19 protein-coding genes are annotated in these 14,911 nt (G+C 42.1%); 10 read left to right on the top strand and 9 right to left on the bottom strand.

Features of this window, described 5'->3' with window-relative positions; translation table 11 throughout:
• Positions 1 to 2: 2 nt before the first annotated feature.
• The 4 genes from FPL17_RS11470 to coaBC form a co-directional block, all read right to left on the bottom strand.
• Positions 3 to 740 carry a 2OG-Fe(II) oxygenase gene (locus tag FPL17_RS11470; protein ID WP_159885161.1) on the bottom strand — a complete coding sequence of 246 codons (738 nt, stop codon included), beginning with the start codon at positions 738 to 740 and terminating at the stop codon, positions 3 to 5.
• On the bottom strand, positions 727 to 1,572 hold the full coding sequence (locus FPL17_RS11475; protein ID WP_159885163.1) for a methylated-DNA--[protein]-cysteine S-methyltransferase: 846 nt from the start codon (positions 1,570 to 1,572) through the stop codon (positions 727 to 729). Before FPL17_RS11475 ends, FPL17_RS11470 begins: the two co-directional genes overlap by 14 nt.
• Positions 1,573 to 1,738: 166 nt before the next feature.
• Entirely contained in the window at positions 1,739 to 2,116 is a 378-nt protein-coding gene (locus FPL17_RS11480) for a cytochrome b562 (RefSeq protein ID WP_159885165.1), read from the bottom strand.
• Positions 2,117 to 2,268: 152 nt separating this feature from the next.
• Entirely contained in the window at positions 2,269 to 3,525 is a 1,257-nt protein-coding gene (gene coaBC / locus FPL17_RS11485) for a bifunctional phosphopantothenoylcysteine decarboxylase/phosphopantothenate--cysteine ligase CoaBC (protein WP_005184971.1), read from the bottom strand.
• Between the two features lie 196 nt (positions 3,526 to 3,721).
• Here coaBC and radC point away from each other — a divergent pair, with 196 nt between their 5' ends.
• Entirely contained in the window at positions 3,722 to 4,444 is a 723-nt protein-coding gene (radC, locus tag FPL17_RS11490; RefSeq protein ID WP_159885167.1) for a RadC family protein, read from the top strand.
• A gap of 44 nt (positions 4,445 to 4,488) precedes the next feature.
• Positions 4,489 to 5,400, top strand: coding sequence for a bestrophin family protein (locus FPL17_RS11495; protein WP_005146919.1), 912 nt, complete (start codon positions 4,489 to 4,491; stop codon positions 5,398 to 5,400).
• A gap of 46 nt (positions 5,401 to 5,446) precedes the next feature.
• Here FPL17_RS11495 and FPL17_RS11500 read toward each other — a convergent pair whose 3' ends face one another.
• A complete protein-coding gene (locus FPL17_RS11500) occupies positions 5,447 to 6,493 on the bottom strand; it encodes an aldo/keto reductase (protein ID WP_159885169.1) in 1,047 nt (348 codons plus the stop codon).
• A gap of 103 nt (positions 6,494 to 6,596) precedes the next feature.
• On the opposite strand from FPL17_RS11500, the gene FPL17_RS11505 reads away from it, so the two are divergent.
• Positions 6,597 to 7,490: a LysR family transcriptional regulator gene (locus FPL17_RS11505; RefSeq protein WP_159885171.1), complete on the top strand. Its 894-nt coding sequence runs from the start codon at positions 6,597 to 6,599 to the stop codon at positions 7,488 to 7,490.
• Positions 7,491 to 7,626: 136 nt separating this feature from the next.
• Here FPL17_RS11505 and FPL17_RS11510 read toward each other — a convergent pair whose 3' ends face one another.
• Entirely contained in the window at positions 7,627 to 8,490 is an 864-nt protein-coding gene (locus FPL17_RS11510; RefSeq protein WP_159885173.1) for a PHP domain-containing protein, read from the bottom strand.
• Positions 8,491 to 8,535: 45 nt separating this feature from the next.
• Here FPL17_RS11510 and FPL17_RS11515 point away from each other — a divergent pair, with 45 nt between their 5' ends.
• The 4 genes from FPL17_RS11515 to mnmC are packed head-to-tail and all read left to right on the top strand — an operon-like array spanning position 8,536 to position 11,852.
• Complete coding sequence (locus FPL17_RS11515) at positions 8,536 to 9,147, top strand: septation protein IspZ (RefSeq protein WP_004804291.1); 612 nt, start codon at positions 8,536 to 8,538, stop codon at positions 9,145 to 9,147.
• 24 nt (positions 9,148 to 9,171) lie between these two features.
• A complete protein-coding gene (locus tag FPL17_RS11520; RefSeq protein ID WP_159885175.1) occupies positions 9,172 to 9,474 on the top strand; it encodes a YciI family protein in 303 nt (100 codons plus the stop codon).
• Positions 9,475 to 9,477: 3 nt separating this feature from the next.
• Positions 9,478 to 9,936 (top strand): SH3 domain-containing protein, encoded by a 459-nt coding sequence (locus FPL17_RS11525; RefSeq protein WP_159885177.1) that lies wholly within the window; start codon positions 9,478 to 9,480, stop codon positions 9,934 to 9,936.
• Between the two features lie 17 nt (positions 9,937 to 9,953).
• A complete protein-coding gene (gene mnmC, locus FPL17_RS11530) occupies positions 9,954 to 11,852 on the top strand; it encodes a bifunctional tRNA (5-methylaminomethyl-2-thiouridine)(34)-methyltransferase MnmC2/FAD-dependent 5-carboxymethylaminomethyl-2-thiouridine(34) oxidoreductase MnmC1 (RefSeq protein ID WP_159885179.1) in 1,899 nt (632 codons plus the stop codon).
• A gap of 86 nt (positions 11,853 to 11,938) precedes the next feature.
• On the opposite strand, the gene FPL17_RS11535 is transcribed toward mnmC, so the two are convergent.
• A complete protein-coding gene (locus FPL17_RS11535; RefSeq protein WP_004804287.1) occupies positions 11,939 to 12,253 on the bottom strand; it encodes a rhodanese-like domain-containing protein in 315 nt (104 codons plus the stop codon).
• A gap of 90 nt (positions 12,254 to 12,343) precedes the next feature.
• On the opposite strand from FPL17_RS11535, the gene FPL17_RS11540 reads away from it, so the two are divergent.
• The 3 genes from FPL17_RS11540 (at position 12,344) to FPL17_RS11550 (ending at position 13,912) form a co-directional block, all read left to right on the top strand.
• Entirely contained in the window at positions 12,344 to 12,832 is a 489-nt protein-coding gene (locus tag FPL17_RS11540; RefSeq protein ID WP_004655922.1) for a YajQ family cyclic di-GMP-binding protein, read from the top strand.
• 14 nt (positions 12,833 to 12,846) lie between these two features.
• The gene (locus tag FPL17_RS11545; RefSeq protein ID WP_004804285.1) at positions 12,847 to 13,341 is read left to right on the top strand and encodes a DUF4442 domain-containing protein; all 495 of its coding nucleotides are present in this window, start codon (positions 12,847 to 12,849) and stop codon (positions 13,339 to 13,341) included.
• A 67-nt stretch (positions 13,342 to 13,408) separates the two neighbouring features.
• Positions 13,409 to 13,912 carry a nuclear transport factor 2 family protein gene (locus FPL17_RS11550; protein ID WP_005319195.1) on the top strand — a complete coding sequence of 168 codons (504 nt, stop codon included), beginning with the start codon at positions 13,409 to 13,411 and terminating at the stop codon, positions 13,910 to 13,912.
• 53 nt (positions 13,913 to 13,965) lie between these two features.
• Here FPL17_RS11550 and FPL17_RS11555 read toward each other — a convergent pair whose 3' ends face one another.
• The gene (locus FPL17_RS11555; RefSeq protein WP_159885181.1) at positions 13,966 to 14,445 is read right to left on the bottom strand and encodes a GAF domain-containing protein; all 480 of its coding nucleotides are present in this window, start codon (positions 14,443 to 14,445) and stop codon (positions 13,966 to 13,968) included.
• A gap of 48 nt (positions 14,446 to 14,493) precedes the next feature.
• Positions 14,494 to 14,910: an acyl-CoA thioesterase gene (locus tag FPL17_RS11560; protein ID WP_159885183.1), complete on the bottom strand. Its 417-nt coding sequence runs from the start codon at positions 14,908 to 14,910 to the stop codon at positions 14,494 to 14,496.
• Position 14,911: the final 1 nt, after the last annotated feature.

The raw sequence follows: 14,911 nt of genomic DNA on the forward strand, positions 1-14,911 counted from the left end.
GACTAACTTACCGCATCATGGAAAATAATGCCTAGGCTATAACGTTCACCTCGATGAATCGGACTCACCCCATGCTTCATATTGACCCGATAATAGCCATGACTGCCTTTTTCAGGCTTAAACTGAGTGGTGAAAATCAGAAGATCACCTTGCTGTGGCTGCATCACCATCGCCTTCGATTGCGCTCTGGGTGTTTGTTGAGTGAAGACCAGTTCTCCACCACTAAAATCCACATTCGGCTGACTCAATACAATCACCAACTGTATCGGGAAGTACACCTCACCATATAAGTCCTGATGAAGTGTATTAAAACCACCTTGTCCATATTTCAAAATCAGTGGTGTTGCCAGCGTTTGCCCCTGTTGATGGCACTGTTGTAGAAATTCAGGATGTGATGATGGAAATGAACCTTCTAACTTCAACACCCTAAACCATGCATTCGCGATCGGTACCAAATAGGGATAGATCTCATGCCGTATCCGCTCAACCAAATTTGGCAAAGGATAAGTAAAATACTTGTATTCACCTCGACCAAAGCGATAACGTTGCATCTCAACCGTTTTACGATACAGCTCGGTTTGCGAATATGTCTGTTGCAGCATTTCACATAACTCTGTCGATAGAACCTGCTCAATCAGGGCAAAGCCCTGTTGGTGCATTTGCTCAGTAATATCACCCCAATCCGCTGTTTGAATCTTATCAATCACGGTTTGGATTTGTGTCAATTCAGATGGCTGCATGGGTTTGTACACCTTCCCAACCGATCAATGCCGTTTTACGCAATGTTCCCCACTCATAGCCACCAAAAGCACCTGTAGACTGAATCACCCGATGACACGGGATCAGAAATGCTACTGGATTACTGCCAATGGCTGTGCCGACCGCTCGTGCGGCTTTGGGATGTTCAATCGCCTTTGCCAACTCACCATAGGTAGAGAGCTGCCCCATTGGAATTTTGAGCAGGCTTTGCCACACTTTAAGCTGAAACTCGGTACCCTTTAAATGCAGTTTAATCTCTCCCAGTTGAGGTTGATCCTTTTGAAACAAGGCCAAGGCACTTTGCTGAAATGCATCGACCTGTTCAATAAATTCAGCTTGAGGAAATTGCGCTTTTAACTGCATCAGCGCATCAGCCTGATTGTCCACAAAACTGAGCGCACAAATACCTTTATGCGTGGATGCAATCAGTACTTCGCCAAACAAGGTCTCTGCGAATTGATAATGAATCGTCAGACTCTGTCCGCCATGTTTATATTCAGCAGGGGTCATGCCTTCAATCTGAATAAATAGATCATGCAATCGACTGGTACTGGACAGTCCTGTGGCAAAGGTTGCATCAAAAATACTGCCCTGCTCTTGTTTTAAAATCTTCTTGGCATGTTCAACACTAATATATTGCAAAAACTTTTTCGGACTGGTGCCCACCCATTCAGTAAATAAGCGCTGAAAATGTGCAGGACTTAAATGAATATGTGCAGCGACTTCATCCAGTTGTGGTTGTTGCTGAAAGTTCTGTTGAATATAGTCAATCGCTTGAGCAATACGCTCATAATTACGTTGTTGTGAGGACATATCATCACCTCTCATTATTCATATTTTCACTGTAACAACTTTGCCATTCCGTGAAAATCTGAATCATGCTCAGTCTTAGCTTTATGTTCTGCCAGTCTAAGTCCCAATAAAAAAGCTGCACTCTTCTGAGTACAGCTCCATCGTTTTATTATTTGTCACTTATATCTTAGTGGGTGTAATACTTATGCCCTTGATCGCGTAATTCAGCAATCTTCTTACCTTGCTTCTTAGCATCATCCAACTTACCCGCTTGCACTAACAGTTTGGCTTTATCAATCTCAACCACAATCTGGTCAAATAAAGACGTTGAGCTTGATACTTTGTCTGTCGTATTCGGAGCTAATTTATACTGTTTTGAATGCACGGCAGCTGCACGCATATTATCCAAAGCGGCTGTAGCAGCTTGTGGGTTTGCAGCTTGGTTAAACGCTTTATAATTCTTTCCCAGCGTTTTCATCTCATCTTCTAATCCAGCAGCCATAGCTGTATGACTGAATGCAAAAGCAGAGAACAAGACAACAGTGGCTAAAGTTTTTTTAATCATTAGGATATCCTATCAAAAACTGTGGCTATGCTTTATGTGTAGGCAAAACATGATGCATTGGCTTCAAAGCAACCATGATAATTGCTGATTTAGCATACATAAAAAATGCAACGAAATCGTTGCATTTTGATAAAAAAGGTCGCGTTCAGGTTTTATAGGCGACGGCGTAAAGCATCTGCAATCGATTCAACCAGTTGCTGTGAAATCTCCTGTTTCGATGCTTTTTCCAACTCACGCTTTTTCATATGATAAGACTGGGCAAAGAATACCGTCATGGCATTTTCATCAGAGGCAAAACCAATATCTGGGCGTGACACATCATTACAGGCAATCATATCCAGTTTTTTCGCCACCAATTTACCAGCAGCATATTCCTCGACATTTTGCGTTTCAGCAGCAAAGCCAACCATAAATGGACGCTCTTCTTGCTGAGCAATGGTCGCTACAATATCTGGGTTTTTCACCAATGCGACAGCAAGCTCATCACCTGCTTTTTTAATCTTATGTTCTGCAACCTGTGCCACACGATAGTCCGCTACAGCTGCCGTTGCAATGAAGATGTCACACCCTTCTTTCAACTGGTTCATGCTGACATCCAGCATCTGCATGGCTGAACTTACATTCATACGTTGTACACCATTCGGCGTATCCAAGCTGACCGGACCTGCGACCAATGTCACTTTTGCCCCTGCGGCATAGCAGGCAGCTGCCAGTGCAAAGCCCATTTTTCCAGTACTGTGGTTGGAAATATAACGCACAGGGTCAATCGCTTCACGTGTAGGGCCAGCAGTAATGGTGACACGTTTACCCGCCAACAGACCAAATTTTTCAGCCAAGGCACGTTGCGCTTTATGGAAATAGGCTGCAACTTGGCGAGCCAAATCTTCAGGTTCAGGCATACGACCTAGACCAACATCACCACAAGCTTGCTCACCCGCATCTGGCATGATCACATGAACGCCATCTTCGACCAACGTTTGCAGATTGCGCTGTGTGGCTTTTGCCGCCCACATTTGCTGATTCATGGCAGGTGCAACCCAAACAGGAGCCTTAGTTGCTAGATATAGCGTACTGAGTAAATCATCCGCCAAGCCATTGGCAAATTTTGCAATGCTGTCGCAGCTAGCAGGTGCAACCAGAACTAAATCAGCCCAACGTGCCAGTTCGATATGCCCCATGCCTGCTTCGGCTTCTGGGTCAAGCAATTCGGTATGCACAGGATTGCCTGAAAGTGCTTGAAAAGTGAGTGGGGTAATAAATGCTTGTGCGCCATGTGTCATGACCACACGGACATCAAAACCGAAATCTTTTAAACGGCGTACCAGAATGGCACTTTTATAGGCAGCAATACCACCTGTAACCGCTAATATAATGTTTTTATGGGGAATAACACTTAGATCGAAGCTCACAAACAGGATACCTTACTGTTGCAGTGGCGCTCACAATAGCATTAAATAAGTTGATACCCAAGTAGCACCATCAACATTTCCCTCAAACTGCCGATAGAGAATATTGTTTAAATGGCAAAAATTAAAAGGAAAATATCCACAATATTTTTTGCCTATAAAAATAATAATCATAATAAAATCAAAGGAAAACCAACCAGTGATTCAATCAATAAAAACTTGGCCAGAGCAAGAACGCCCAAGAGAACGACTTTTATCTCAAGGTGCACAAAGCTTATCCGATGCTGAATTGTTGGCAATTTTTCTGCGTTCAGGCTCAAAACAGCACTCTGCGGTGGAATTGGCGCGCATTTTGATTCAACACTTTGGTGGACTTAATTTGATCTTTGATGCCAATCTTGAGGATTTATCACAATTTAATGGCATTGCCTCAACCAAATATGCACAACTGATGGCGGTAAAAGAATTAGGGCGCCGTTATCTGAATAATCATTTCCATCAACAACGACTTTGTCTGGATACATCAACACTGGTACTCGACTATTTACGCTATGAACTTCTAGGTGAAAAACAGGAGGTTTTTGCTGTCCTCTGCTTAGATGCTGAACTGAGAAAGTTGCATTTTAAAAAACTGTTTTTTGGTTCACATCGCTCCTGTAGCGTTTCACTCAATCAAACCCTGCGTTATGCACTACAACATCAAGCCAGCCAAATCGTGGTCGCACATAATCATCCTTATGGTATTGCCAAACCCTCAGCAGAGGATATTTATCTGACCCAACAACTAAAACAAGCCTGTCAACTGCTGGAGATTCACCTGATCGATCATTTTATTATTTCATCCGAAGGGCATTTTTCATTTTCTGAACAACAACTGCTCAACCCTATTAAAATCAAGCAATCTCGCCTTGACAAAGATTAAATCAAACAGGAATATCAAAATATAAAATTAATGATTCAAATAACATGATTGTCCGTGACCAGCCGAGTATTTTTAAAGTTTTATTCTCATGGCGGGGGACTATTTTACCCAAAATTTTGCCCTCTCTTGGTTTCGTGATGCTGATCTCTGCCATCATTGGTGGGGTCGAATATGTCAATCTATATCGCTTCCCTGAAATTCCCTTAGTCGGCTTCACCTTGATTGGTGTGGTGCTGTCCATTTTCTTGGGATTTAAGAATACTGCCTGTTATGACCGTTGGTGGGAAGCACGTAAACTTTGGGGCGTTTTAATCGCGACCTCTCGTCATTTTGACCGTGATTGCCGTGTCCTGACACAGGCTCGTCGTGAACGTATTATTCAAAATGTAATCGTATTTGCCAACGTACTGCGTGACCGTCTACGCCATCAGACTGCCAATCCAACTGAGTTAACTGAAACCAGTGGGCTTAGCCAACAAGCCTTGACCCAACTTTATCAACAACATAATGCGCCGCAGTACACCTTGAGCCTGATTCAATGGGAACTGTTACAGGCCATGAAAGAAGGTGAAATCTCGGATATTATTTATACCCAGATGAACCGCCATGTTGCAGCATTAAGTGAAATGCAAACGGGCTGTGATCGAATTGCCAATACCCCAATTCCATTTGCCTATTCCGTTTTGCTGAATCGTACCGTGTATTTCTTCTGCTTTATGTTGCCATTCAGTCTCGGCTCTTTATTGGGCTTGGTGACACCATTATTGGTCGGTATTTTGGCCTATACCTTTTTAGGTCTGGATGCTTTAAGCACTGAAATAGAAGAACCTTTCGGCACACAAAGCAACGACTTACCACTTGATGCGATGGTACGTTCAATTGAAATTGAATTACTTGGAACTTTAGGTCGCCCAACCCCACCGCCGATTCAGGCCCATGACCATAACCTACTCTAATTTCAATGCCCTCCAATGAGGGCATTTTTATTCAGGTCAAAATCAATTAAATAAATTGTGAGGGAACGATGGACTTAAAGCGTTCAGTAAACTGTCCATTCCAATAGGGATAATAAGGATACGGCGGATAAATCGCACTGACCTGATTTAAACGTTCAGTCTGTTCAATCGACAGTTGAATATCCTTGGCAACAAGATTGTCTTGCAGTTGGGTTTGATTACGTGCGCCAATCAGCACACTGGATACAGTTGGGCGCTGTAATAACCAATTTAAGGCAATTTGCGGAATCGTATAGCCAGTTTCAACTACAATCTGCTTTAGCACGTCAATCACATTATAGAGATGCGCTTCATTCACTGGTGGCGCAAATTGCGCTGTATCATGTAAACGGCTCTGTGCTGGAATCGGATTCTCCCGATCAAATTTACCCGTCAATCTGCCCCAACCTAAAGGACTCCATACCACCGCACCAATTTGCTGGTCATCATTTAAGGGCATCAGCTCCCATTCATAATCACGACCGATCAATGAGTAATAGACCTGATTGACCACAAACTTTTCATAGCCGTACTGCTCAGCAATCGCCTGCGCCTTCATCAGTTGCCAACCTGCAAAATTCGAAGCACCGATGTAACGTACCTTGCCACTACGGACCAGTTCATCAAGTGTTTTCATTAACTGAGGCAATGCAGTAAAACTATCAAACTGATGCAGCTGTAATACATCAATATAATCCGTTCCCAATCGAATTAAGGACTGTTCAACTGCGGACAATAAATAATGCCGACTAAATCCTGCATCATTTAGATGCTCTGAACTACGAATACCGATTTTGGTCGAAATAATAGTATGCTGCCGTTCTGATGCAAGTGCCTTACCCAGCATTCGTTCAGATTCTCCATCTGAATACACATCTGCTGTATCAAAATAATTAATGCCTGCATCTAAACCAGCGCGAATCATCTGATTGGCCTCAGTTTGGCTGGCTTGTCCCCAAGCAGCAAAGATTTGTCCCTGCCCACCCAAGGTCCCTGCACCAAATCCCAACTCTGAAACCTTTAAACCCGAGTTTCCTAAAAAATGATATTTCATGATCTGTCTCTTAAACATATGATGGCTTAGATACAAAAATACCCCTAGGGATTTATTGGAAAAACCACGATAATCAAGAAATACTTTTCTGATTTTATTGATAATGAATACAGAAGATTTTGAGTTCTTTATTCGAGTGGCAGACTTAGGCTCAATCAGTAAAGCCGCTCAGGACGCTAATATTTCAGTGTCAGTTGCCAGTCAGAAATTGCAGCGCTTAGAACAAAACCTACAATTGCGCTTGTTTCATCGCACCACGCGGAAACTGACCTTAACCGATGAAGGTCGTGTTTTGCTTGAACATGGTCGACATTGGATTGCTGATTTTATTCACTTGCAAGAATCATTAAAGCTTAAAGATCGGCCGCTCACAGGTACACTTCGGATTACCACCTCCGCAACCTTTGGCACAAAAGTTTTGATGCCTGTGATTGCCGAGTTTGCGCTATTGCACCCTGAACTGAAAATTCATTTAGATCTGAATGATCAAAACATCGATCTTATTCAGCAAGGTATGGACTTGGCCATTCGCATTGGTCAGTTAAAAAGCTCAAGCTTGATTGCCAAACGGTTGAGTACAAATCAACGCGTACTCTGTGCTTCTCCCGCCTATTTACAACAATATGGTGTGCCAACAAGCTTGTCCGATCTGAAGTTACATCGTTGTATATTGCAACAGCATGGCCATGGTCTGACCGATCAATGGCATTTGATCAATGCAGAAGGTCAGGTTGAACAGGTTCATGTCGAGGGATATTTTGCAACCAACTCAGGTGAAGGCGTTCGGCAAGCGGCCTTAGCAGGTCTTGGCATTTCCAATCATTCGATTTGGCATGTGGCTGAAGATCTCGCTTCAGGAAGATTAGTACAAGTTCTACCTGACTATCCTGTTGAAACAACGGCAATTTATGCAGTATTTCCGCATCGAGAGCTGATCGCGCCAAAAGTACAACGCTTCTTGGATTATTTAGTCGATTACTTTCAGCAGCGTGAATGATGAAAAATTAGTACGTCAGACTAATCTTCACCTTGCAATATTGATTATGACATCCCTACAAAACCATGAAACATCCATTGCACGCCCCATGCAAGCAGCATGAAAAAAACAAGCATGAGGCAAAGTTCTAATTTTTTCATATCACCGATGGTTTAAAGCGGTCCCAAATCCCTTTCTGCCCCTCTTTAAGGCGTGGCGTCTGTCCCAATTTAATCCACGGCATATTCTCGCCATGAAAATCACTGCCAATCGAAACAGCTAAATCAAACTGTTGAATCATACGATCGACCATTTGACGTGTCGAAGCAGGTTCGATACTTGGTGGTAGTTCCACAGCATCGCCACCTGATTCAGCAAATAGTTCAATCAAATAACGGATATTGGTGGCAGACAGGTCATAACGGGTCGGATGAGCAAGCACGGCGAAACCCTGACTGGCATGAATCACATCAATGGTTTCTTTTAATCCCATCCCCTCAAATTTCACAAAGGCTTTTTTGCCTTCTTTCAGAAAACGGTCAAAAGCCTGCTGTGGGCGACTGACAATATTCTTTTCGACTAAGGCTTTGGCGATATGGGTTCGAGTGACACGATCGGCTTCCCCATCCACTTGGGCAATCACATCAGGATAGATATCAAAATCGATACATTTTTCTAAGAGCTGACAAATCACTTTTGCCCGTTCAGCACGGACTTTTTTCTGCTGTTCCAGCATGGCTTTGATCGGCGCATCATCTTGCATGTTCAGGGCAACAATATGCACCCCATAACTCTTTTTGGTATTCGGTCGAGACCATTGACTGGAAATTTCCACGCCAGAAATGATTTGAATATCATGTGCTTGTGCATAGTCTTGAGCACGCAACAAACCATCCATAGTGTCATGATCTGTCACGGCTAAGGTATGTATTTTTAAATCAACAGCAGCCTGTACCAGTTGCTCAGGAGAGAAGGTACCATCGGAAATGAGTGTATGTGTGTGTAAATCGACACCGAACATGGTTTGTATTATGCTATCTGACCTATTTCATCATCGTACTGTAACATGAAAGCGTTGCTCGACTATCTTCCAATTATTATCTTCTTTTATTTCTATAAAACCACTGATCCTAAAGATAGTCATCATCCTTTGCTACAGTTGGTGGGTAGCTCTGGAAATCTCGATCAAAATCATATCCTTGTTGCAACATGTGCGCTGCTCATTTCAACCTTAGTGGTTTATGGCTGCTTATTCTTTTTCCAAAAATTTAAATTGGAAAAAATGCAGTGGTTTATTGTCGTCATGTCGGTCGTTTTTGGTGGAATCACCCTGATTTTCAGCGATGTGACCTATATTAAAATGAAGGCGATCATCATCAATATCGGTATCGGATTAGGCTTTCTGGTTACGCCACTATTCAATAAAGAACGTATGCCAATTATCCAAAAACTTTTAGGCTCGTTATTAGAACTTAGCCCTAAAGGTTGGTTAAAGTTGAACTGGGCGTGGTGTGGTCAATTCTTTTTACTTGCGGCTTTGCATTTCTTCTTTGGTTTTGTCTATATGCAAGGAAAATATTGGGGCGAATTCACTGCTTTTGGCGATATTATCGTTTCTATCAGTTACCTAGCTGCTATACTGTTTTTCTTAAGAAAGCATTTTAAAACCACTGAATAGATTTTAAATCATCGAGCTACTGCCATGCCATATTTTGTGCTGACTTGTACTGATCGCGAAGGTACTTTGGAAAAACGTTTAGCCACCCGCCCACAACATATTGAACGTCTACAAAAGTTAGATGATGAAGGACGTTTAATTGCTGCAGGTGCGCATCCGAAAGATCCAAATGATCCACAAGCTGGTTTTTTTGGCAGTACCATCATTGTCGAGTTTGATAGTCGTGAATCCTTAGATGCTTGGATTCAGGAAGAGCCATTTTTAAAAGAAGGGATTTACTCAAATATTGAGGTAAAACCTTTCAACAAAGCTTTTCCAAAAGGGTAAATCATGCAAGTTGTCGTAAAAAGCGTATTGGCTTTATGTTTATTTAGTTCTCCTGCATGGGCAGTTGAGCCAGCAACACCTGCGGCTCCAGCAGCCAACACAGCCCCAGTGCAACCCAATGCCACAACTGCTGCGCCAACCAATGCAACTACCGCAGTAGCCAAACCTTTGACCGCTGAACAAATTGCCAAAGCCAAACAGCAGCAAGATGCAAAAGTCAAAGCCATGATTCAAGATCAAGCCAGCCGCTTGAAACAACTGGAACATGCCAATTTAGAAGCACTTTCGCAGAACCAAGAATTACAGTTAAAAAATGACAACCTGACCGTACAAGTTCAAGTATTACAAAGTGAACGCAGTGCGCAAATGTTTTTATATGGCGCAATGACCATTGCTGTGGGCGTCATTCTCGGCTTCTTAATTGCCAGTTATGTTCACACTAAACGTCGTCGTCAGTGGTAAATCCCAACATTTTATTTATGTCTCAATCTGCAAAATTACAAACAGCCGAATTAGACTGGGAACTGGTCGATGCTATCGAAGTTCCCATTTCTAAACAGTTTGGCGATGTCTACTTTTCTAAAGATAACGGTTTACTTGAAACACGCCATGTGTTTTTAAATGGTAATGACCTAACTGAACGACTAGCAGAACTAAAAGATTTTCAATACTTTTGTGTGGGTGAAACAGGTTTCGGTACGGGCTTAAACATTCTGACCCTGTGGCAACTTTGGCAGCAGGTTCGTCCAGATAATCACAGCCACTTACATGCCATCAGTGTTGAAAAATTCCCACTGAATAAAGCGGATCTTATTCGTGCACTGAATGTCTGGCCTGAACTTAAGCCACTTGCAGAACAGCTGATTCAACAATATCCCCTGCCTATCGCAGGCTGCCACCGTTTAAGCTTTCCTGAAGAACGTTTTAGCATTGATTTATGGTTGGGCGATGCTCAGGATATTTTTCCAAGTATCCCAAAGACTCAAACCGTGAATGCATGGTTTCTCGATGGTTTTGCTCCATCATGCAATCCAGATATGTGGCAGGAAAACGTACTCAATCACATTGTACGTTTATCTGAGTTTGGAACGACCTTTGCTTCCTTTAGTGTTGCTGGTGTACTGAAACGTGGACTGAAACAGCATGGTGTGCACATTAGCCGCCCGCGAGGTTTTGGTCATAAACGTGAAATGTTGAAAGCTATTTGGTTAGATACGTCATCCGAAACATCCACTCAGGCTGATTCAGAACAAAACAGTACAAGCTCACAAGCTGCATTGAAAACGATACCACGCCAGATCGCAATTATTGGCGCGGGAATCGCAGGTTTAAGCGCAGCATGGGCATTTGCTCAACGTGGTCATCAAGTCACGATCTACGAGCAAAATGAGCCTCTCTCCGGGGCATCAGGCAATCCCCTTGCTTTACTCAATCCCAAGCTGTGCCCAATTGAACAGGCACATGAACATTTGATGACCTTAAGCTGGCAACATGCATTGAATTTTTATCCTAGATTCAAAGCATTTAGACCCATTCAAGTCCAACAAATGGCTTTAAAAAATGCGGATGAATTACTCAGCTTAGCGGAACAGTATCCTTCGGGCGTGTTATCCACTCAAGATCAGCAGGATGTAATACCTGAAACTGATTATCCAAGCTTGACGCTACATCAGGCTGGTGCAGTTTCTCCACAGCAAATGCGTAATGAAATTTTGCACCATCCGAATATCAAAATCGAAAAGGCAAAAATTTCTCGCTTAAATAGCGCAGACAACCAAACAGAGCTTTGGCAAGATCAACAGCTCATTGCAACAGCCGATGATGTGATTGTGTGTTGTGCCAAGCAAAGTGCTGAGCTGTTTGAAAACTACCCCGTGTTAAAACCAATTCGTGGACAAGTCAGCTGGGTTGAGAATCGCGAACAAGCTTTAGCTCTAGATCAAGCCTATAGTTATGGCGGTTATTGTATGCAACTGGATGCCGCTCAATTGATTTTAGGTGCATCTTTTTATCCCAATCGAGACGATGTTGAAGTTTTAGCAGAAGATCATGTGCATAACTACGAACTTATCCACAGTGTCTTCCCTGAATATGCGCAACAGCTTCCATCCACTGAAACATGGCAAGGCCGTGCATCTGTGCGTGCACAAAGTCTGGATTACTTTCCTCTGCTTGGAAAAATGCAAAATCACCAGAAAATCTATACTTTTGCAGGTTTAGGTTCAAAAGGATTCTTGTTTGCGCCGTTGTGTAGCGAAGTATTAGCAGCTTTAGTACTCGGAGAACTTTGTCCAATTCCGCAATCATTATTGGATAAACTCAACCCACAGCGTTTTCAAAAGAAGACTAAGGCAAAGAAACCGTATTATTCTGGTTAAATATTTTTTTAATTTTAAAATGACAGAAATCTAGAATTTTGAATTGGCCAAAATACAGCGGTATTTTGGCCAATCTTTTGAGTGCTTTAAGCGCCTTGTTCTAAAGGCAAGCCTGCATCACGCGCTGCGCGTGTGCCACCCATTAACACAACATATTCACGAGAACCATCCATACCGTCTAACAGCTCTGCTGCACGCGGTGCTTTACTTCCGCCACCACATAAAATATAAATCGGCTGATCCGCTGCAACTTGAGTCAAACTATCCGCAGTGATATCAGTAATTGGACGATTCACCGCCCCTTTAACATGAGCCTCTGTATACGCTTTGGTATCTCGGACATCCCAGATGACAGCGCCTTCTGGGAACTCAAATGTTGTAATTTCTTGTTTACGGATCATTGTGCACTCCTTTGATGTAAACAACACTTGGCAAATGAAGAAAACCCCCTTAGCATCTCAAATATTCTTTCCCTTTGTAAAGGTCTAACCATGCCTTCTTTTGATATTGTTTCTGAATTAGAGTTATTTGAAGTTAATCACGCTGTACAAAATACAGAAAAAGAGATCGCAACACGTTTTGACTTTCGTGGACAAGACGTTTCAATTGAGTTAAATGAGAAAAATAAAGAAATCAAAATCTCAACTGAAAGCGATTTCCAATGTGAGCAAGTTTATACCATGCTTGAAAATCACTTCTATAAACGTAAAATTGATGTACAAGCTTTAGATCCGCAAAAAGCCACAGCTTCTGGTAAAAATGTGGTGCAAGTGATCAAGCTGAAAGATGGACTTGACTCAGATACTGCAAAAAAAATTAATAAAGCCATTAAAGAAAGTGGCATCAAAGCGCAATCTTCTATCCAAGGAGACAAAATCCGTGTCACGGATAAAAAGCGCGATACTCTGCAACAAGTCATGAACTTTTTACGTGAACAACAATTTGGTCTGCCACTGCAATTTAATAATTTCAAAGATTAAGCAATAGGTTCACTATGGCAAAAGATAACCGCCTTTATAAGCTGGTTAAAACCACTTCTAAATTTCCGAAAGGAATCCGTAGCACGCTCTGGAGCAAAGCTTTTGGTCGTGTGGTTCCGATGGTTGGAACAGCAAATATTCGCTATTTAGAAGTGGATAAAGACCACGTCACTGTTCGCATTGAAAACCAACGCAATATGCAAAATCATATTAAAGGCGTTCATGCTGCTGCGATGGCTTTATTGTCTGAAACGGCAACGGGCTTTTTAACTGGTTTACATGTACCAGATGATCGGATTTTGTTGATCAAATCATTGCATGTTGACTATTTAAAAGTTGCTCAAGGCGGTTTAACAGCAACTGCAACATTATCAGCAGATCAACAAAAGTTTATTGCGGATAATGATAAAGGCGAGTTATTGGTGCCAGTGACCGTGATTGATGATTCAGGTAATGAACCAATCCAATGCCAAATGCTTTGGGCTTGGTTACCAAAACGTAAAAAATAATAACTGACCTAGACTATTCTAGTGGCAGTATTAGCATCAGGATGCAAAGATCACTCTTTGTGTTCTGATGCTAAAAATGAAAAAAATACTTCTGCTTTCTCATTTTTTTATCGCACTCAATCTAGCAACATATTCTAGTCAAGTGCTCGCTGCTGACTCTTCAGCTCCAACGCTCTCAAAACAGATCCCTTCTTTAGCTGAACAAAACAAGAAAATTGTCACTGATTTTTATGAAGGTGTTTTCTTGAAACACCAAGTGAAACAATATGCCGATCGTTATATTGGGGATCAATATATTCAACATAATCCGAATGTACCTGACGGTAAGGCACCTTTTGTAAACTTCTTTAGCCAAAAATTTAGCAATAACCCTCAGGCAAAGAATGTCATCAAGAAAGCAATTGCTGAAGGCGATTTAGTCGTCCTGCATGTGCATTCTACAGAGAATGACAGTGATCGAGGTCGAGCGATTATTGATATATTCCGTGTAGAAAATGGAAAAATTGTAGAGCATTGGGATGTGATACAAAATATTCCTGAAAAGAGCCAGAATTCCAATACCATGTTCTAAACAGTACACAAAAAATAAAGCCCAAACTGATTTGGGCTTTATTTTTTAAATACTTAAATAAATTTTTCAATAACCTGCATCAGTTGCTGCAAATATTCCGTATCAACCTCATCAAATTGATTCAGTTCATCACTATCAATATCCAACACGCCTACACATTCCCCTGCCTTCATAATCGGCAAAACAATTTCCGATCTTGAAGCAGAACTACAGGCAATATGTCCCGGGAACTGATCTACATCTGGCACGACAATCACTTGCTGCTGTTGCCATGCTGCTCCACATACGCCGCGACCTTTAGCAATACGGGTACAGGCGATTGGGCCTTGAAATGGTCCTAAAACCAATTCATTGTCTTTAACTAGATAAAAGCCAATCCAAAGCCAGCCAAACTGCTGTTTTAACGCTGCGCAGGTATTGGCAAGATTGGCAATCACATCTGACTCATCTTCAACAATCGCTTGAATCTGCGGAATGATGCTTTGATATTGCTCAGCTTTATGACCTTGCTGTAAAACTAATTCTTCTGCCATGCTTATATTCCAATGAAAAGTATTGCCAAACTACTCACTTGTTGAAGCTTATAATGTTTCTGCAAATGCCTGTTTAATCTCTTCTGAGATCAAACGTTTCTTACCATTTACATCCACCGCGACAAAGGTGAATACGCCTTCGGTAATACGCACTGGTTCACGGGAATCATCATGGCTATTCCACACCTCGATTTGAACCTGCACCGAGCTACCACCAACTTTCAGAATTTTGGTATAGCAACTAATCACATTGCCCACTTTGACAGGCACCAGGAAGGTCATTTGATTAATCGCAATCGTTGCACAACGACCTTTACTAAAACGTTCAACATGAATCGCTCCAGCTAAATCCATCTGAGAAACAATCCAACCTCCAAAAACATCACCACTCCAATTGGTATCCGCAGGCATGGCAATGTTTTGTAGAGATAAAATCCCTTCAGGATGATTTGGGCGTTCACTCATG

This window comes from Acinetobacter dispersus (assembly GCF_009884975.1).
GTDB lineage: Bacteria > Pseudomonadota > Gammaproteobacteria > Pseudomonadales > Moraxellaceae > Acinetobacter > Acinetobacter dispersus.